At 57.4% G+C, this 19,381-nt stretch carries 18 protein-coding genes; 14 read left to right on the forward strand and 4 right to left on the reverse strand.

Annotated elements, in window-relative coordinates; translation table 11 throughout:
• Positions 1 to 4 precede the first annotated feature (4 nt).
• Entirely contained in the window at positions 5 to 838 is an 834-nt protein-coding gene (locus RA28_RS12700; protein ID WP_039529155.1) for a prephenate dehydratase, read from the reverse strand.
• 120 nt (positions 839 to 958) lie between these two features.
• Between RA28_RS12700 and RA28_RS12705 the strand changes: the two genes are divergently transcribed.
• From RA28_RS12705 to RA28_RS12725, 5 genes are all read left to right on the forward strand, one after another.
• A complete protein-coding gene (locus tag RA28_RS12705; RefSeq protein WP_039529157.1) occupies positions 959 to 1,468 on the forward strand; it encodes a c-type cytochrome in 510 nt (169 codons plus the stop codon).
• 166 nt (positions 1,469 to 1,634) lie between these two features.
• Positions 1,635 to 3,548, forward strand: coding sequence for an extracellular solute-binding protein (locus RA28_RS12710; RefSeq protein ID WP_241481127.1), 1,914 nt, complete (start codon positions 1,635 to 1,637; stop codon positions 3,546 to 3,548).
• Between the two features lies 1 nt (position 3,549).
• Positions 3,550 to 4,644 (forward strand): microcin C ABC transporter permease YejB, encoded by a 1,095-nt coding sequence (locus tag RA28_RS12715; RefSeq protein WP_039529163.1) that lies wholly within the window; start codon positions 3,550 to 3,552, stop codon positions 4,642 to 4,644.
• Positions 4,645 to 5,751 carry an ABC transporter permease gene (locus tag RA28_RS12720; protein ID WP_039529165.1) on the forward strand — a complete coding sequence of 369 codons (1,107 nt, stop codon included), beginning with the start codon at positions 4,645 to 4,647 and terminating at the stop codon, positions 5,749 to 5,751.
• A complete protein-coding gene (locus RA28_RS12725) occupies positions 5,748 to 7,325 on the forward strand; it encodes an ABC transporter ATP-binding protein (protein WP_039529167.1) in 1,578 nt (525 codons plus the stop codon). The genes RA28_RS12720 and RA28_RS12725 overlap by 4 nt, the downstream gene beginning before the upstream one ends.
• Positions 7,326 to 7,345: 20 nt before the next feature.
• Here RA28_RS12725 and RA28_RS12730 read toward each other — a convergent pair whose 3' ends face one another.
• Both RA28_RS12730 and hemN read right to left on the reverse strand, forming a co-directional pair.
• Positions 7,346 to 9,274, reverse strand: a complete 1,929-nt coding sequence (locus tag RA28_RS12730; protein WP_039529169.1) for an elongation factor G — start codon at positions 9,272 to 9,274, stop codon at positions 7,346 to 7,348.
• A gap of 189 nt (positions 9,275 to 9,463) precedes the next feature.
• Entirely contained in the window at positions 9,464 to 10,819 is a 1,356-nt protein-coding gene (hemN, locus tag RA28_RS12735; protein ID WP_039529171.1) for an oxygen-independent coproporphyrinogen III oxidase, read from the reverse strand.
• 61 nt (positions 10,820 to 10,880) lie between these two features.
• Between hemN and fnrL the strand changes: the two genes are divergently transcribed.
• The 3 genes from fnrL to RA28_RS12750 all read left to right on the forward strand — a co-directional run bounded on the left by fnrL (position 10,881) and on the right by RA28_RS12750 (position 12,573).
• Positions 10,881 to 11,624 (forward strand): transcriptional regulator FnrL, encoded by a 744-nt coding sequence (fnrL, locus tag RA28_RS12740; RefSeq protein ID WP_039529490.1) that lies wholly within the window; start codon positions 10,881 to 10,883, stop codon positions 11,622 to 11,624.
• A gap of 31 nt (positions 11,625 to 11,655) precedes the next feature.
• Complete coding sequence (locus tag RA28_RS12745) at positions 11,656 to 11,910, forward strand: GlsB/YeaQ/YmgE family stress response membrane protein (RefSeq protein ID WP_039529174.1); 255 nt, start codon at positions 11,656 to 11,658, stop codon at positions 11,908 to 11,910.
• Positions 11,911 to 12,156: 246 nt separating this feature from the next.
• On the forward strand, positions 12,157 to 12,573 hold the full coding sequence (locus RA28_RS12750) for a VOC family protein (RefSeq protein ID WP_039529177.1): 417 nt from the start codon (positions 12,157 to 12,159) through the stop codon (positions 12,571 to 12,573).
• A gap of 68 nt (positions 12,574 to 12,641) precedes the next feature.
• Here the strand turns inward: RA28_RS12750 and RA28_RS12755 are convergent, their stop codons facing one another.
• On the reverse strand, positions 12,642 to 13,481 hold the full coding sequence (locus RA28_RS12755) for a universal stress protein (protein WP_039529493.1): 840 nt from the start codon (positions 13,479 to 13,481) through the stop codon (positions 12,642 to 12,644).
• Positions 13,482 to 13,677: 196 nt separating this feature from the next.
• Between RA28_RS12755 and ccoN the strand changes: the two genes are divergently transcribed.
• From ccoN to RA28_RS12785, 6 genes are all read left to right on the forward strand, one after another.
• On the forward strand, positions 13,678 to 15,285 hold the full coding sequence (gene ccoN / locus RA28_RS12760) for a cytochrome-c oxidase, cbb3-type subunit I (protein ID WP_039529496.1): 1,608 nt from the start codon (positions 13,678 to 13,680) through the stop codon (positions 15,283 to 15,285).
• Between the two features lie 16 nt (positions 15,286 to 15,301).
• Entirely contained in the window at positions 15,302 to 16,030 is a 729-nt protein-coding gene (ccoO, locus tag RA28_RS12765; protein ID WP_039529180.1) for a cytochrome-c oxidase, cbb3-type subunit II, read from the forward strand.
• Between the two features lie 10 nt (positions 16,031 to 16,040).
• Positions 16,041 to 16,277 carry a CcoQ/FixQ family Cbb3-type cytochrome c oxidase assembly chaperone gene (locus RA28_RS12770; RefSeq protein ID WP_039529184.1) on the forward strand — a complete coding sequence of 79 codons (237 nt, stop codon included), beginning with the start codon at positions 16,041 to 16,043 and terminating at the stop codon, positions 16,275 to 16,277.
• Positions 16,274 to 17,137, forward strand: coding sequence for a cytochrome-c oxidase, cbb3-type subunit III (ccoP, locus tag RA28_RS12775; protein WP_039529187.1), 864 nt, complete (start codon positions 16,274 to 16,276; stop codon positions 17,135 to 17,137). Before RA28_RS12770 ends, ccoP begins: the two co-directional genes overlap by 4 nt.
• A gap of 342 nt (positions 17,138 to 17,479) precedes the next feature.
• Positions 17,480 to 18,907 (forward strand): cytochrome c oxidase accessory protein CcoG, encoded by a 1,428-nt coding sequence (gene ccoG, locus RA28_RS12780; protein WP_039529191.1) that lies wholly within the window; start codon positions 17,480 to 17,482, stop codon positions 18,905 to 18,907.
• Between the two features lie 2 nt (positions 18,908 to 18,909).
• Entirely contained in the window at positions 18,910 to 19,368 is a 459-nt protein-coding gene (locus tag RA28_RS12785; protein WP_039529193.1) for a FixH family protein, read from the forward strand.
• Positions 19,369 to 19,381: the final 13 nt, after the last annotated feature.

Below are 19,381 nucleotides of genomic sequence, written 5' to 3' on the forward strand. Positions count from 1 at the left end.
CGCATCACCCTCTTGGCCGGGCAGCCGGGAACACGCCAAGAATCTCCACATTTGTGGTGAAATGCTCAAGCTCTTCCATCGCAAGCCTGACGTTTAGATCCTCGGGGTGACCTACGATATCGGCATAGAACTGCGTCGCCGTAAACGATCCATCAATCATGTAGCTTTCCAGCTTGGTCATATTGACGCCGTTCGTCGCGAAACCGCCCATTGCCTTGTAAAGCGCCGCGGGAATGTTGCGCACCTGAAAAACGAAACTGGTGATCATGCCATGTGCCCCGCGGCGGGATGTGTCGGCCTGCCGGGACATGACCAGAAAGCGGGTCGTATTGTCGCCCTGATCTTCGATGTGCCGTGCCAGAATATCCAGGCCGTAAATCTCTCCGGCGATTTCACTGGCCAGCGCCGCCGAGTGTTTGTCACCGGCCTCTGCCACTTCGCGCGCGGCGCGGGCATTGTCCGGGCTCACACGACCGCGAATTCCGTGTTCTTTCAGAAAGCCGGCGCATTGGGGCAGCAGAACCAGATGCGAATGCGCTTCGGTGATATCATCAAGCGTCGCACCCGGGACAGCAAGCAAGTTGATATGCACACGCACAAAGGCCTCTTCGATAATGTGCAGACCGCTGTGCGGTAACAGCCGATGGATATCGGCGACGCGCCCATAGGTCGAGTTTTCCACCGGCAGCATCGCCAGTTCCGCCTCACCGGATCGAACCGATTCGATCACGTCCTCGAAGGTACGACAGGGCAGGGCGTCCATATCCGGCCGTGCGGTACGGCAAGCTTCATGACTGTAAGCGCCGGGTTCCCCTTGAAAAGCGATGCGTTTGGTCATTTGGTCGATTCCATGCAACAAGTTCCCGCATTGGGCGTTTCGTCGCGGTGTCTATACCTTGCCTCTTGCGAGGGGAAGCCTTAGACACCCCGCAGACAGCTGAAATGGATCGCGATCAAAATGTTCGACACGATGACAGTTACCAAGGCCGCCGCTGGCCTGTTTGGAACCTTCCTGGTGCTTCTTCTGGCTAAATGGGGTGGTGACATCCTGTATCACGTTGGCGGCCACAGCGCCGAAGCGGCCTATATCATCGAAACCGAAAGCTCGGGCGAAAGCGCCGACGGCGAAGAGGTTGTCTTCGAAGAACTGCTGGCCGCAGCCGATCCGGAGAAAGGCGCGCGGGTATTCCGTAAGTGCACCGCGTGTCACAAACTCGAGGATGGCGCGAACGGTACCGGCCCTTATCTGTACGCGATTGTTGACCGCCCCGTTGCATCGGCAAAAGGGTTCACCGGATACTCTGCGGCGATGCAAGCACACGGCGGCAACTGGACACCCGAGGCGCTGGATGCCTTCCTCGAACGCCCAAGCGCTTATATTTCGGGCACATCCATGAGCTTCGCTGGCCTGAGAAAGCCAGAAGAACGCGCTGACCTGATTGCGTATTTGCAGACAATCGGCAACTGATCTGCTGCTCAAAATGCAAGTTTCCAAGGCCGCGACGTCCCGTTGCGGCCTTATTTTTTGTCTGAGGTAATCTTCACATTGCGCTCACGCATTCTAAACTTGCAACTGACAGTGCTGGACCTTTAGCTAGCATGAACAACATATGAACCGTGACAGAACGCAGAGGATGAGCCTTATGATTTCCTGTTTGACCGCAGCACGCGTTTCGAGTTTTCGGCCTTTGGCGGCGGTTTTGGGAATTTCAGCGGCAGTTTTCTGGAACGGCGCTGCGGCAGCGACCGAAGACAATCTGATCCGAAGCCATGGGTATTCATATTTCGGCAATCTCGATTACCCGGCAGACTATCCTCACCTGAACTACGTAAACCCAGACGCCCCAAAGGGCGGCGAGCTGTCCTTGGCCGCCTCAGGCACATTCGATTCGCTCAATCCGTATTCCCGCAAAGGCCGCCCCGGTGCCCTGACGACAATTCAATATGACCGCTTGTTCGAAAGCACCGATGACAGCGTTGGTCAGTATTACGGTGTCCTCGCCGAGAGTTTGGAATACGACGAAGGGCGGAACTTTGTCATTTTTCATTTGCGACCCGAGGCGATGTTCTGGGATGGCACGCCGGTGACTGCCGAAGATGTTGTTTACAGTCACAGGCTGTTCATTGAGCAGGGGTTACCGTCCTACGCCCAAGCCGTTGGTCGAATGGTTACCGGTGCCGAGGCGTTGGATGATCACACGGTGAAATTCACCTTCAACCCAGAGGTCACCCGACGCAGCCTGATCGAAACTGTTGGTGCGACACCGGTATTTTCAAAGGCTTGGTTTGAGGCCGACGAGTCCCGGCGTTTGGACGAGCCAAGGTTGGAGGTCGCGGTTGGATCGGGTCCCTACAAACTGGACAGCTACGACATCAACCGCCGGATCGTCTACAAGCGTCGCGATGACTATTGGGGTGAAGACCTGCCTTTCAACGTCGGGAAGAACAATTTCGACACCATAAGGGTCGAGTATTTCGCCGATCAGACTGCCGCGTTCGAGGGTTTCAAAGCGGGCGAATACACGATCCGAATCGAAAACGACCCCAAGCTGTGGGCGTCGGCCTACGACTTTCCAAAGCTGACAGAGGGCACTGTTGTCCGCGACGAAATTCCCGATCGCAGCCCGCCGACCCCGTCGGGCTTTGTATTCAACCTTGGCAAACCGCAATTCGCCGACAAGAACGTCCGCAAGGCTCTGGCGCTTGCCTTCAATTTCGAATGGGCCAACGAGTCGTTGCTGTTCGGCCTGAACTCGCCACGCAGTTCCTTTATTCAGGGAACGCCACTTGAGGCAAAGGGTTTGCCGCAGGGGAACGAACTGACCTTTCTGGAAGGTCTGGGGGATGTGGTTCCACCCGAATTGCTCACCGAAGAGGCCGTGTTAGTGCACGAGTCAAACCCAGCGCGGCTGAACGATCGGCGCAATCTGCGTCAGGCTTCAAAGGCTCTGGACGAAGCAGGGTGGCCCGTAGGAGAGGGCAATCTGCGCCGCAATGCCGAAGGTCAGACGCTCAAGGTCAATATCCCGTACCCGTCCAACCTTCCAACGTCGACCGCGACGATGATCGAGACCTATGTGCAGAACCTGCAGTCTATCGGCGTCGATGCCTCGGCTGAAAAGGTGGACCCGGCACAATACACATTGCGCAGTCGCGAGCGGGACTACGACATGGTGTACTCGACACGCTATGGCTCGTTCCTGTCTACCGGTGGCGGTCTGAGCCAGATGTACGGGTCCGAAGAAGCTGCGTTCAGCCTGTTCAACCCGGCGGGTCTGGCCAGTCCCCTTGTAGATGCCATCATCGAAGCGTCATTCGAGACCGACAATCAGGCGGATCAAGATACCGCCCTGATGGCGCTTGATCGCGCATTGCGGTACGAGTTCTTTGTGATCCCGGTTGGATACATCGCAGATTATTGGACGTCATATTACGACATGTACGAATACCCGGAAAACCTGCCGCCCTTCAATCTGGGTTATCTGGACTTGTGGTGGATCAATCCGGAAAAAGAAGCTGCTTTGAAAGCAAAAGGCGCGCTGCGATAATATGGGCGCCTATATCCTAAGACGCCTGTTGCTGGTCATTCCGACCTTGCTGGGCATCATGGTCGTGAACTTTACGCTTGTGCAGTTTGTGCCAGGCGGTCCGATCGAACAGATCATCGCGCAGATCGAAGGCCAGGGCGACGTGTTTGCCGGTTTTGCCGGCAGCGGCGATGCCGGGGCAGGGGCTGAACCCGGCGGCGGTGTTTTTGACGACAAATATGTGGGTGCGCGTGGCCTGCCGCCCGAGTTTATCGCGGAACTGGAAAAGGAATTCGGCTTCGACAAACCGCCGCTTGAGCGGTTCTTGGGGATGATGGGCAATTACCTGACGCTGGATTTTGGTGAGAGCTATTTCCGCTCGATCAGCGTGATTGATCTGGTACTGGAAAAGATGCCCGTGTCGATTTCGTTGGGTCTGTGGTCCACCCTGATCGCCTATCTCGTGTCGATCCCGCTGGGCATTCGCAAGGCGGTCAAGGATGGTTCGACCTTCGATACCTGGACCAGCGGCACGATCATCGTGGCCTATGCCATTCCCGGATTTCTGTTCGCAATCCTGTTGCTGGTGCTGTTTGCCGGGGGCTCGTACTGGCAGATTTTCCCGCTGCGCGGTCTGACCTCCGACAATTGGGACAGCCTCAGCCTGATGGGCAAGATAGCGGATTATTTCTGGCATATCACTTTGCCGATCATCGCGCTGACCATCTCGGCTTTTGCAACCTTGACGCTGCTCACCAAGAACTCGTTTCTGGATGAGATCAAAAAGCAATATGTCATGACCGCCCGCGCCAAAGGTCTGAGCGAGGGCAAGGTTCTTTATGGCCATGTCTTCCGCAACGCGATGCTGATCGTGATCGCGGGTTTTCCGGCGGTGTTCATCGGCGTGTTCTTTGGCGGCTCGATCATCATTGAAACCATCTTCTCGCTGGACGGTCTCGGTCGATTGGGTTTCGAGGCTGCCGTGGCGCGCGACTATCCGGTGATCTTCGGAACGCTGTTCATCTTTGGCCTGATGGGGCTGGTCGTCGGCATCATCAGCGACCTGATGTATGTGCTGGTCGACCCACGCATCGATTTCGAAAAGCGGGAGGGGTAAATGGCACTTTCCCCTCTCAATCAGCGCCGCTGGCGCAATTTCCGCCGCAATGGCCGGGCGTATTGGTCGCTTCTGATCTTTTCGGTCCTGTTCGGTGTTTCGCTGTTCGCCGAGTTCATCGCCAATGACAAACCGATCCTCGTGAAATACCGCGGCGAGTTCTACACGCCGGTCTTCAACTTTTATGCCGAGACAGAGTTTGGCGGCGATTTCCAGACCGAGGCGATCTATCGCGACCCCGAGGTCATGTGCCTGATCGACAGCGGCGGTCTGGATCAGTGTTTTGACGACCCCGAAGGCATTATTGATGAGATCAAGGCGGGTACGTTTGAGGCCGACGGGTTTGAACGCGGATGGGCCATCTGGCCGCTGATCCCCTATTCCTTCAACACCAGTGTCGACCGCCCCGGCGCAGCACCGTTGCCGCCGAACGGCCAGAACCTGCTGGGCACCGACGACACCAAACGCGATGTTCTGGCCCGCGTCATCTACGGCTTTCGCCTTTCGATCCTGTTCACGCTGATCGTGACCGGCGCGGCCAGTCTGATTGGCATCTTCGCAGGTGCGATTCAGGGCTTTTTTGGCGGCTGGCTGGATCTGATTTTCCAACGCGTGATCGAAATCTGGTCGGCGACGCCGTCGCTGTATGTCATCATCATTATGTTCGCGATCCTGGGGCGAAGTTTCTGGCTGCTTGTTGCGTTGATGATCCTGTTTGGCTGGACGGGACTTGTAGGTGTGGTTCGGGCTGAATTCCTGCGCGCGCGCAATCTGGAATATGTCCGTGCAGCCCGGGCCTTGGGCGTCGGCAACATGACCATCATGTTCCGCCACATGCTGCCCAATGCAATGGTCGCGACGCTGACCTTTATGCCATTTATCGTGACCGGGACCATCGGCGGGCTGGCGTCGCTGGACTTTCTTGGTTTTGGCCTGCCATCCTCAGCCCCATCGCTGGGCGAGTTGACCCTGCAGGCGAAACAGAACCTTCAGGCCCCCTGGCTGGCGTTCACGGCGTTCTTCACCTTTGCCATCATGCTGTCATTGCTGGTCTTCATCTTCGAAGGCGTTCGCGATGCGTTTGATCCCAGAAAGACCTTTTCATGAGCCTGCTGGATGTGAACAATCTCAAGGTTTCGTTCAAGCAGGACGGTCGGGTCAGCGCCGCGGTCAAGGGCGTGTCCTTTACGGTCGATCGTGGCGAGACGGTCGCCCTTGTGGGCGAATCCGGGTCCGGAAAATCGGTGACGGCTTTGTCGACGGTGTCCCTGTTGGGCGACAGCGCAATTGTCGAAGGGTCAGTCACCTATGACGGCGACGAGATGATCGGGGCGTCCGAAGACAAGCTGATGGATGCTCGGGGCAACGATATCAGCTTCATCTTTCAGGAACCAATGACCTCACTCAACCCGTTGCACACGATCCAGAAACAGATGGCCGAGTCGCTGGCGTTGCACCAAGGCTTGAGCGGCGATGCAGCAAAGGATCGGATCATCGAGTTGCTGACCAAAGTCGGTATCCGCGACCCAGAAGAGCGGTTGGACAGCTATCCGCACCAATTGTCAGGCGGCCAACGGCAGCGGGTCATGATCGCGATGGCATTGGCGAACAAGCCCGACATATTGATTGCGGACGAACCCACCACGGCATTGGACGTGACTATCCAAGCCCAGATCCTTGACTTGCTGGCAGAGCTTCAGAAATCGGAAAACATGGGGATGCTTTTCATCACCCATGACTTGGGTATTGTCCGCAGAATTGCAGATCGCGTCTGCGTCATGAAAGACGGAGAGATTGTCGAAACCGGTGTCACGTCCGAGATTTTCGACACCCCACAGCATCCTTACACGCGAAAGCTGCTTGCTGCGGAACCTTCGGGTGAACCTGATCCGGTGGGTGAAAACGCGGAAGAGGTTGCGCGTACGGAACATCTGAAGGTTTGGTTTCCGATCCAGCGGGGGTTCCTGAAACGGACAGTCGGTTACGTGAAGGCAGTCAACGATGCGACGCTGAGCGTTCGCGCGGGGGAAACGCTGGGCATTGTCGGCGAAAGCGGCTCAGGTAAAACCACGCTCGCGCTGGCCATCATGCGATTGATCGCGTCCGAGGGTGGGATCACCTTCCGCGATCAGGATGTGCGGCGCTGGTCCACGCGCGAGCTGCGGCGACTGCGCAAGGACATGCAGATCGTGTTTCAGGACCCGTTCGGCAGCCTCAGCCCGCGTATGACCTGTATGCAAATCATTGCTGAAGGCTTGGCCATCCACAAGGTCGACCCACATCGCGCACCGCGCGAATTGGTAGCTGAGGTCATGACAGAGGTGGGTTTGGATCCCGCTGCGATGGATCGCTATCCCCACGAATTTTCGGGCGGTCAACGACAACGCATCGCCATTGCGCGTGCCATGGTTCTGCGACCTAAGCTGTTGGTTCTGGACGAGCCGACCAGTGCGCTGGATATGACCGTGCAGGTGCAAATTGTTGATCTGTTGCGCGATCTCCAGCGCAAATACGGGCTGGCCTATCTGTTCATCAGTCACGACCTCAAGGTCGTCCGCGCGATGTCGCACAACGTTATCGTCATGCGCAACGGTGACGTGGTCGAAATGGGATCGGCCGAGGACCTGTTCGAAAACGCCCAGACCGACTACACCCGCGAATTGATTGCGGCAGCGGGCTGACCCAAGCCCGCGCTGATTTATCAGGCGTTTGCGCTTTCCTTGGCGGCGGCCTTTGGCACCGGTCCACGTAGTTCTTCATAGTGATCGAAGCTCAACTTGACCCAGCCGGTGCCGCGTGTGGCGCTTGCAAGGCTGCGATGCAACTCGTCTTCGGCAACAGCGGGCAACTGAGCATTGAAGATCTCCCAGCCCGAGGCGTTCGGGTTGCCTTCAAATCCCAGCACCTGACCCTGAAGCGAGCTGATCGTGGGCACCAGATCACCAACGAAGTCCGAAGGCAGATGGATCTCGGCGCTCAGGATCGGTTGCAGAACCACGGGTTTTGCTTGCGGCAGGGCCTCGCGTACAGCGTTCTTGCCCGCTGTGCGGAAGGCAAAGTCCGAACTGTCGACGTTGTGATGCTTGCCATCGCTCAGCGTGACTTTGACGTCAACGACGGGAAAGCCCTCGGGCCCTTGTGCCAGCGCGTCCTTGGCGCCGTGTTCGACCGACGGGATATAGTTCTTGGGAACCGCGCCGCCTTTTACGACTTCCTCGAACTGAAAACCGGACCCGCGCGGCATCGGCGCGACCGAAATGACGACATCGGCAAACTGTCCTGCACCGCCGGATTGCTTGCGATGGCGGTGGCGATGTTCAACGGGCGCGCGGATGGTTTCGCGATAAGCGGTCTCAACGGGGTCGGCCACGATTTCGATCCCGAAATCCTCGGCCAGTTTCGCGGTGACCCGTCGCATATGTTGCGGACCCTGCGATCCCAGGATCGCATGCCCGCTCAACTCATCCTGTGCCAGATGCAGCCCCGGGTCGATCTCACCCATCCGGCTTAGTGCGTTGGACAGCCGCACGTCGTCGCGTTCATGGGCTGGTGAGACGATCTGACGATGTGCAACAGGATGCGAAGAGGCCCATTCCGGCAGTGGCGTCGCCTTGTTGCTGTCATAGATGTTGCCGGGGTTCAAATGGTCGGACTTTACCGCCAGCCCGATCTGACCCGCCTGCAACTCGGCGATCTGGGTCTTGGCATCCAATCCGGTCAGGTTGCCGACGGTCTCGCCCCCCAGCAATTCATGCGCTTTGATGCCATCGCCCAAACCCCGCAGCACGATGATCTTGCCGATATGCTTTTTCACATCTGCAAATCCGGCTATGGCGCGAGCGTTTCCTTCGGCCTCATCCCGCCCAGCGGCAATGTCGAATTCCGGCGCTTCGTGGCGCAGCGCTTTCATCAGCCGTGTCAGTCCGTTGCCGTGGCAGGCCGCGCCCAGGCAGGCCGGGATCAGTTGATGGTTCTGCAACACTTGCGCGGCAAGGTCGTAAACCTCTGCGCTGGGGGGCTGTTTGTCCTCGATCAGCTGTTCAAGCAGGTGGTCGTCAAAGTCCGAAAGCGTCTCCAAAAGCTCGGTCCGGGCTTCTTGTTCACGGTCTTCCACCGACTTGGGCAGCTCGATCAGAGCCGAAGGCTGGCCTTCCTGGTACTTCCATGCTCGTTCCGAGATCAGGTCGACCGCACCAATGATCGTATCGCCTTCGCGGATCGGGACCTGTCGCAGCGCGATGTGATGCGAACAATAGGTTTGTAGCGCCGCGATAATGTCACGGATGCGCCCGTTAGGATTGTCCATACGATTAATAAACAGGAAACAGGGAATTCCGGCCTCTTCCACCAATCGCAGGTAGGGCGCACACAAGACCGCCGCGTCCGGGTCCGGTGGAACAACGACGACTGCGGCATCCGAAATGGCCATAGCTGGTCCAACGTAGGCCAGCGCGTCGCCTCCTCCGTCTACGTCGATCGCGCACCAGGGCTCGTCCAAGTAAGAAAAACCGTGCAAATGCACGGTTCCGGAAACATCGAATGTGGTGGGCCGCCCGTCGAGGCGGCTGATAGCCTCGACCAGAGTGGATTTGCCCGATTGGGTCGGGCCAAGGACGGTGAAAACGCGCATGAGTGCTGTCCCTCTTTCAGGTTGCAATTGGCTGCGCGAAAGGGGCTGCCCAACGCCGTGGCGTCGGAGAGGATTGTCTGCAAGTTAGCCTGCCTCAGGCCATGAGCGGCGATGCCAGCTCACCCTTCGAGTTTGGAAAAAACGGCGGGTCCCCGTCAAGCCCCTGTGCCGGGCAATGCGAAAGGGCGCTCAGATTGCCGAACTGTGGCCGGCCTTGCTGAGGTCGTAGGCGTCAAAGCTGCGCGCAATCATCCGGGTCAGGGCGCGGGCCTCGGGCGGGATGAACAAACCGTCGTCGCTGACGTGCAGCAGCCCGTCGAAAGCAAGATTGGCGGCATCGAACATGCGGCGCAGGTCGCTTGATGAGATCGCGTGATCCCGCAAAATCTCGGCGGAACTGATACGAAAGTCGCACATCAGCGCCTCGATCAATCGGGCGCGTAGTATGTCCTGATCTTTGAAGAGATGCCCACGCGCCGTAGAAAAATGCCCGTCCCTGATCGCCTTGGTGTGGGCCGATGTCGCGGGTGCGTTTTGCGCATAGCCCTGCGGGAAACGCGAGATCGAGCTGGCCCCCAGGCCAATCAGAACCGGGGCCTGATCGTCAGTATAGCCCTGAAAGTTCCGCTTCAAACGACCGGTGCGCTGCGCATGGGTCAACCCGTCGTTCTGAGTTGCAAAGTGATCAATGCCGATTTCAGCATAGTTGTCCCACATGAACAGCCGTCGCGCGGTCTCGAACAGCGTCAAGCGTTGCTCGGGCGTGGGCAACACGTCCGAGGGGATCATCTGCTGCCGCTTTGCCATCCAGGGCACGTGGGCATAGCCGTATAGTGCGACGCGATCCGGTGACAGCGACAGCAGTTTTTGAACGCTTTCCGTCATCCGGGAACGTGTTTGGTGCGGCAAGCCATAGAGAATATCGGCGTTCAGACTGGCAATCCCACGCGCACGGATCATTTCGACAGCGTCGCGGGTCGTGTCATAGCTTTGAATTCGACCGATGGTCTTTTGAATGTCGCTGTCGAAGTCCTGAACCCCTATTGAGGCGCGGTTCATTCCGGCCTCGGCCAGCACATCCAAACGCGCCTCGTCCACTTCGTTCGGATCAATCTCGACCGAAAATTCAGCGTCGCGGCCCAAGGGCACCGTCTCAAAGATACGGGTTGCCAGATCCCGCATCAGTTGTGGGTTCAGCAGCGTCGGCGTGCCGCCGCCCCAATGCAGGCGCGACAGTGTCACGCCCTCCGGCAGGCGGTCCGCCAGCAGGTCCAGCTCGGCCTTCAGGACATCCACATAGGCAACGACCGGGTTGTCGGTCTGCGTCCCTTGGGTGCGACAGGCGCAAAACCAGCATAGTCTTCGACAGAAGGGCACATGGACATAAAGCGAAACCGCGCTGCCCGGCGCGATGCCGGAAATCCAGTCACCGAATACATCTGACCCCACGTCATTGCTGAAATGGGGGGCGGTTGGATAGCTTGTGTAACGCGGGACTTTCGCGTCAAATAGTCCAAGCTGTGCCAATTGCTGTTTTGCTATCATATCGATACGGCTATACCGGGGGACGCTCGGAAACCTTGACCGAGATCAAATGGACAGGCGGATGACACTCAAAGCACTGTATGAGCACTCAAACTGTGACGATTGCCCGATCAGGCACCGGGCAGTCTGTGCGCATTGCGAGAAAGATGAACTCGAACAGCTGGAAGAGATCAAATATTACCGCAGCTTCGAGGCAGGTCAGACCCTTATCTGGTCCGGCGATCAAATGAGTTTTGTCGGTTCGGTCGTATCTGGAATCGCGTCCCTGACACAAACGATGGAGGACGGGCGCACCCAAATGGTCGGCCTGTTGCTGCCCAGTGATTTTGTCGGTCGCCCTGGGCGCGAAGTAGCCCCCTACGATGTTCAAGCAACCACCGATCTGGTGATGTGTTGTTTTCGAAAAAAACCGTTTGAACAACTGATGGCAACGACACCGCATATCGCGCACCGGCTGTTGCAGATGACACTGGACGAGTTGGACGCCGCGCGGGAATGGATGCTGGTTTTGGGACGCAAAACCGCGCGGGAAAAAATTGCCAGTCTGTTGTCGATCATTGCGCGTCGCGATGCCTCTATCAACAAGGCCGGGATGGCCGGACCAATTGTGTTCGATCTGCCGCTGACGCGTGAGGCAATGGCAGATTATCTGGGGCTGACACTGGAAACGGTCAGCCGCCAAATCTCGGCTCTGAAAAGGGACGGTGTCATCACGCTGGAAGGCAAGCGGCATGTCACCATCCCCGATATGGGCCGTCTGATGGAAGAGGCGGGCGATGATACCGATGGCGGTTTTCTGGTCTGAGCAGTGACCGATTAGCGATCAGGAGGGAACAATGGAATTTTCAAGCATCCTTGCCATGCTGTTCATTGGCGCAATCGCGGGTTGGCTGTCTGGCAAAATCATGGAAGGCCGGGGATTTGGCCTGATCGGCAATATCATCGTCGGGGTCGTCGGTGCATTTTTGTCCGGCACGATCTTTCCAGCGCTTGGGTTTGCGGTTGGCGGTGGACTGTTTTCGTCAATTTTCTTTGCAACGGTGGGGGCAGTGATCTTGTTGTTCCTGATCGGGCTCGTGCGCAAAGCGTAAGGCCTGAGGCCGCGCAGTTACCACGTTCAACCTGACAGTCCTTTGCCCTTGAATGGACCCAAACCCCGGCTTGATTTGTAAAGCCAACACCTGGCCAAGACCCGGTGCGCCAGATCGCGTCTAACAAATGCCGGGCGTTCTGTATTTCAGAAAGCTCGGCGACGTCGTTTGGCTGAAGCTATGTATTGGCACGTTGGAATTGTGTAACCTCGCGCCAAATTAGGAAATCTCGAAAGGGAACACCGAATGATTGCTTACGTCACCGTTGGTGTTGATGACATCGCACGTGCCGAGCGGTTTTATTCTGCGTTCCTTCCCGCCCTTGGTTACGAATTGGAAAGATACCACGGAGACCTGAGCTACGCGCTGCCCACACAGCCCGACCAGACGAACCAACCGCCGGAGTTCTATGTAAAGTCACCCTTTGACGGACAATCGGCTTCGGTCGGCAACGGAACCATGGTTGCATTCGAGGCGCGCAATCAAGCGCAGGTCCGCGACCTTCACGCAGCTGCGCTTGCAGCCGGCGGCTCGGATGAAGGGGCGCCGGGTTTCCGCGCCTCTTATGGACCTCAATTCTACGTTGGCTACTTGCGCGATCCTCAGGGCAACAAAATCGCACTTTTTTCCAGCGACCCCAGTGAACCCGGACGCGATGGGTAGCGTAATCGATCTCAACACTGCCCTTTCGGGTTAATGCAATCTGATTTGATCCGAAACTGCCTGCGCGATCAGTGGGCCAGAAAAACCGGTACCGTTGCCTGTTCCAGCATGTTGCGGGTTGCACCGCCCAAAATCGCCTCGCGAAAGCGGGAATGCCCGTAAGCACCCATGACGATCATATCGGCCTCTGTGTCTGCTGCGTGCCTGTTCAGGATATCGGAGACTCGGGTCATGGTTTTGCTGAGGACGTCAATTTCGCATTTGACGCCGTGGCGCGACAACATCTGTGACAGCATTCCGCCGGGGTCGGACCGATCCGGCCCGTGCCGCGGTGGATCAATAACCACGATCCGCACAAGTTCAGCCTGCTTCAGGAAAGGCAGGGCGCGGCGAATGGCGCGCATCGCCTCGACGCTTTCGTTCCAACCAACCAAAACGGTGTGAGGGACCGAGAATGGCTCAACGTCTTCGGGCACCACAAGGGCAGGGGCGTGGCCGTCAAACATTGCGGCCTCGATTATGGGTTCCGCCTCGGCGGTACGATCCTGACCGTAGGGTTGGGGCAGAACGACTAGGTCCGAAAACCGGGCGCGATGGGCCACGTGGCGGTTGATATCCGCAATCTGCGCAACACCGTTTTCGGCGGACCAGCGAACGCCCGACTTTCCCAAATAATCCTTCGCGAAGCTCAGCAAATCGTCGGCTTCGGCATTGGCGCGGGCCAACGTCTCCTGCAGGATCAGGGCGTTTGCACCGGCGTAATAATACCCGGTCTGACTGCGGTCGACGCCCAGACACAAAGCTTCGGCATGTGCATCCTGTGCATCCGCAAGCATCGCCATTTGTGCCAGCGCCGCCTTCGCTTTCTCAGTTTCGGTCATGACTGTGAGCAGAGTTTTATACGCCATGTCGGCCTCATATTCTTGACGATTGGAGCTGCCCAACCGTGTAACATATTCAATTCCTTATGCGTGTCACAGAAAACCGGCTATTGTCTTGACACAGATCAAAGCAGCATTGGCCGCCGTTCGACAAAACAGCAGCCAGTCAAAAAGGGCTTTGTGCGACACAAGAATCGCACGAGGCATGGCAAAGGGACGCAATATGTCGAATTACATCAAGCTGATCGTGCTTGGTCTTGTGGTGTTGTTTGCCGCCATAGGATCCAATTACGCACGGGATTTGGCGTATCAGGTGCATGCGATTCTGGTGATGGTCATCGCCGCCGGATTGTTCATCTGGACGCTGAGAAACACCGATGAGCCAGATATTCTAACCGACCGATCCGCGGAGTACATGGATGACGTGATCCGATACGGCGTCATCGCGACTGCGTTCTGGGGTGTTGTCGGGTTTCTGGCGGGGACCTTCATTGCGTTCCAGCTTGCCTTTCCGGGACTGAATTTCGAATGGGCACAAGGCTATCTGAATTTCGGGCGTCTTCGCCCCCTGCACACCTCGGCCGTGATTTTTGCCTTTGGAGGCAATGCGTTGATTGCGACGTCTTTCTATGTGGTGCAGCGCACCAGCGCCGCGCGCTTGTGGGGCGGCAATCTGGCGTGGTTTGTATTCTGGGGTTATCAACTGTTCATCGTGCTGGCCGCGACGGGCTATATTCTGGGCGGCACTCAGTCCAAGGAATATGCCGAGCCTGAATGGTATGTTGACCTTTGGCTGACCATCGTGTGGGTGGCCTATCTGGCCGTATTCCTGGGTACGATCGTCAGACGGAAAGAACCCCACATCTACGTGGCGAACTGGTTCTATCTGGCGTTTATCGTGACCGTTGCCATGCTGCACTTGGTCAACAACATGACCATTCCGGTCAGCATCTGGGGCTCGAAATCAGTCATCGTCTGGTCAGGCGTACAAGACGCCATGATCCAGTGGTGGTACGGCCACAACGCCGTGGGCTTCTTCCTGACCGCAGGCTTCCTGGGCATGATGTACTATTTCATCCCGAAACAGGCCGAGCGTCCGGTCTTCAGCTACAAACTGTCGATCATCCATTTCTGGGCGCTGATCTTCCTGTATATCTGGGCGGGTCCGCACCACCTGCACTATACAGCGCTGCCGGACTGGGCCTCGACGCTTGGCATGGTGTTCTCGGTCGTGCTGTGGATGCCGTCCTGGGGCGGTATGATCAACGGTCTGATGACCCTGTCGGGCGCCTGGGACAAGCTGCGCACCGACCCGATCATCCGCATGATGGTGATCTCGGTGGGTTTCTACGGCATGTCCACGTTCGAGGGTCCGATGATGTCGATCCGCGCCGTGAACAGCCTCAGCCACTATACCGACTGGACCATTGGGCACGTGCATTCGGGCGCGCTGGGCTGGAACGGCATGATCACCTTCGGCGCTCTTTACTTCCTGGTACCTGTCCTGTGGAAGCGCGAGCGTCTCTACTCGCTGCAAATGGTCAGCTGGCACTTCTGGCTCGCCACCATCGGCATCGTGCTCTACGCCGCGTCGATGTGGGTCACCGGTATCATGGAAGGCCTGATGTGGCGTGAAGTGGATGCCAACGGCTTCCTGGTGAACTCGTTCGCCGACACAGTGGCCGCCAAGTTCCCGATGTATGTGGTTCGCGGTCTGGGTGGGGTCCTGTTCCTCGCTGGCTCGGTGATCATGTGCTACAACCTGTGGATGACTGTGCGGAAAGCGCCGGCCAAAGAGGCCAGCCTGACCGTCGCGGTCCCGGCTGAATAGAGGGAGGGCCGGAGCAATGGCAATTCTCGACAAACATAAGATCCTCGAGACCAACGCGACCCTCCTGCTGATCTTCAGCTTTCTGGTCGTCACCATCGGGGGCATCGTTCAGATCACACCGTTGTTCTATCTTGAGAACACCATCGAGAAGGTAGAGGGTATGCGCCCCTACACCCCTCTCGAAATGGCAGGGCGCGAAATCTATCTGCGCGAAGGCTGCTATGTCTGCCACAGCCAGATGATCCGACCCATGCGGGACGAGGTTGAACGGTACGGCCACTACTCGCTGGCGGCTGAATCGATGTATGATCACCCGTTCCAATGGGGCTCCAAGCGGACCGGGCCTGACCTTGCCCGCGTCGGTGGCCGTTATTCGGATGACTGGCATGTGCGCCACCTGCGTGACGCGCAGTCGGTTGTACCGGAATCCGTGATGCCGAAATACGGCTTCCTCGAAAACCGCAAACTGGATGGCGAATACATCGGCGACATTATGGCCGCGAACGCAGTGGTCGGTACGCCTTACACTGAAGAGATGCTTGCAAATGCTCAGGCTGATTTCCGGGCGCAGGCTGATCCGGACAGCGACTACGACGGTCTGCTGGAACGCTATGGCGACAAGGTCAATATCCGGAACTTTGACGGGCAGCCCGAGCTGACGGAAGCCGATGCGCTCATCGCGTATCTGCAGATGCTGGGTACTCTGGTCGATTTCTCGACCTTCACCCCGGATCCGAGCCGCTGAGGAGGGTTTCATGGAAGAATACACTCTTCTTCGACAGTTCGCGGATAGTTGGATGCTGTTGCTTCTCTTTGTCTTTTTCATTGGCATCGTGATCTGGGTTTTCCGCCCTGGTGCCAGCAAGGAATACAAAGACACAGCCAATATTCCCTTCCGGCATACCGATGCGCCTGCACCCACGCGGGACCCCGCCAAATCGTCCCATGGGGGCGACGACAATCCCGCCGAATCCAAGGAGGCGCGGCAATGAGCAAGACACCTGAAAAACAGCCGGGCGATCCAAATACAACGGGCCACAGCTGGGACGGCATCGAAGAATTTGACAACCCAATGCCGCGGTGGTGGCTCTGGACCTTTTACGCCACGATTTTCTGGGGTGTGATCTATACGATCATGTATCCGGCGTGGCCGCTGGTGCAATCGGCGACAGCCGGTGTGCTGGGCTGGTCATCGCGGGAACTGGTGCAAGAGGACATGGTTGCCTTTGAGGAGGCCAACGCACCCTGGAACGCCAAACTGGTCGAGACGCCTCTGAACGACATAGCCAACGATGCGGAACTGCAGCAATACGCCGTTAACTCTGGCAGTGCCGTGTTCCGAACATGGTGCGCGCAGTGCCACGGATCGGGTGCTCAGGGTGCGGCCGGCTTTCCCAATCTTTTGGATGATGCGTGGCTTTGGGGCGGCACGATGGAGGATATCGAGTACTCGGTCGCCTATGGTATTCGCAACGAGGAAAGCGATGATGCGCGTTATTCCGAGATGCCTGCTTTCGGCGAAATCCTGGAACCTGACGAGATCACTCAGGTCGTTCAATATGTAATGTCGCTGACCAATGCGCAGACCGATGACGCAGCCGCAAAAGCGGGCCAGGTGGTCTTTGCTGACAATTGCTCGGTCTGCCACGGCGAGGACGGCAAAGGTGATGTCACGCAGGGTGCGCCCAACCTGACCGACGCGATCTGGCTTTATGGCGGCAGCGAAGAGGCTTTGACCGAAACGGTTGTCTATAGCCGGTTTGGTGTGATGCCGCCTTGGGAAAACCGCCTGACCGAAGCGCAAATCCGCGCTGTGACGGCCTATGTTCACCAGTTGGGCGGCGGTCAGTAACAGTCACGGGAAACCTCCGGGCGGTATACCGCCCGAAGGCTGCGGCACCGGCTGTTCCATCTGTTCGCGCGTTTCCTGAACAGCCGGTGTCGATTTTCAGAAATTAGAACCAAGTCTGGTTTTGGTCCAGAGATGTGTGAAGCCTTGCTATTGGCGATCCCGGTGGCAGCAGCTTGCCTGATCGTTGCAGGCCTAAGGTATCCTGCCGCTTTGACCAGGCCAACGCGGCGTCAGGTGTGACAAAAGGTGTCTGTACGATACGCTTTTGACCCAAATCAAAGTCGTTACGTATATGATCTGGAAGAAGTCGCCTGAACAAAAGCCAGATTCCGGAGCCAACCCGTGAGCGATTCCAACCCCGCCCCAAGCCTTTACGCTGCCAGGGAGCCGATATTTCCCAGACGGGTTTCAGGTCCGTTTCGAAACCTGAAATGGATCATCATGGCTGTCACGTTGGGCATCTACTACATCACGCCCTGGATCAGATGGGACCGCGGCCCAAGCCTGCCCGATCAGGCGGTCCTGCTGGATCTGGCAAACCGACGTTTTTATTTTTTCTGGATCGAAATCTGGCCGCACGAATTCTATTTTGTCGCCGGCCTGCTGATCATGGCGGGTTTGGGGTTGTTTCTGTTCACTTCGGCCCTTGGGCGCGTTTGGTGCGGCTATGCCTGCCCGCAGACCGTTTGGACCGATCTTTATATTCTGGTGGAACGTTGGATCGAAGGCGATCGGAACGCCCGGCTGCGCCTGCACAGACAAAAGAAGCTGGATTTTCGCAAAGCACGGCTGCGCGTGACCAAATGGGCGGTTTGGTTTCTCATAGGTCTGGCCACCGGCGGGGCCTGGGTCTTTTACTTTGCGGATGCGCCAACGCTGGCGCGCGATCTGGTTACCGGCAATGCACACCCGGTTGCCTATACAACCATGCTGATCCTTACGGGCACGACATTCTTCTTCGGTGGATTTGCGCGCGAACAAATCTGTATCTACGCCTGCCCATGGCCGCGCATTCAGGCTGCAATGATGGATGAAGATACGCTGGTTGTCGGCTACCGCGAGTGGCGCGGCGAACCGCGGGGCAAGGGCAAACGCACAGCGGACTCTGAGCTGGGCGATTGCATCGATTGCATGGCCTGCGTCAATGTCTGCCCCGTCGGCATCGACATTCGGGATGGGCAGCAATTGGAGTGTATCACCTGCGCGCTTTGTATTGATGCCTGCGATGACATGATGGCCAAGATCGGCAAGCCACGCGGGCTGATCGACTATATGGCGCTGAGCGATGAGACCGGCGAGCGCGAGGGTAAACCCCCAAAAAGTGTGTGGAAGCATATCCTGAGACCGCGCACAATTATGTACACTGCATTGTGGTCACTGGTCGGCTTCGCGCTGCTGTTTGCTTTGTTCATCCGCTCGGACATCGACTTGACGGTGGCCCCGGTACGCAATCCGACATTCGTGACTATGTCAGACGGAACAATCCGAAACACCTATGATGTGCGTCTGCGCAATAAACACGGTGAAGAGCGGCCCTTCCGTCTGTCTCTTGTCGGTGATCCGGCGATGCAGATCGAAATCGAAGGCGTTGACGGCACTGTTGTAAACGTGGCCGCCGATACGGCACAATTGACGCGCGTCTACATTCTCTCTGCGAAGGACACGCGCCCGGCCAGTGCGGATTCGACCTCCGTCAGAATTTGGGTCGAGGATGTCGAAAACGGTGAGCGTGCTTACAAGGATACGACGTTCAACGGACGAGGGGACTGAACATGGCAGAACGGCAATTCACCGGGAAACACGCCTTGGCCATCTTTGTCGCGGCCTTCGGTGTTATTATCGCGGTCAACCTTTTGCTGGCTTACAAAGCAGTGCAGACCTTTCCGGGGCTTGAGGTCAAAAACTCGTATGTCGCAAGTCAGGAGTTCAATGAACGACTGAAAGAACAACAGGCGCTTGGTTGGGACATTCAGGCCGAGCTTTCAGGCGGGCTGTTGATCCTGCATATCACCGATCAAACCGGCGCCCCGGTTCAGGTTTCCGAGTTGCAGGCCGTCGTCGGGCGGGCAACCCATGTGAAAGAGGATTTCTCGCCTGATTTTACCTTTGACGGGATCGCGTATGCGGCCCCGGCTTCGCTGGGGGAAGGGAACTGGAACATACGCTTGTTGGCGAAAGACATGGATGGGTCAGAATTCGCGCAGCGCATCCCGCTTTACGTAAAAGGTTGATGGGGTGACGGCA

It is taken from the genome of Ruegeria sp. ANG-S4, assembly GCF_000814005.1.
Lineage (GTDB): Bacteria > Pseudomonadota > Alphaproteobacteria > Rhodobacterales > Rhodobacteraceae > Ruegeria.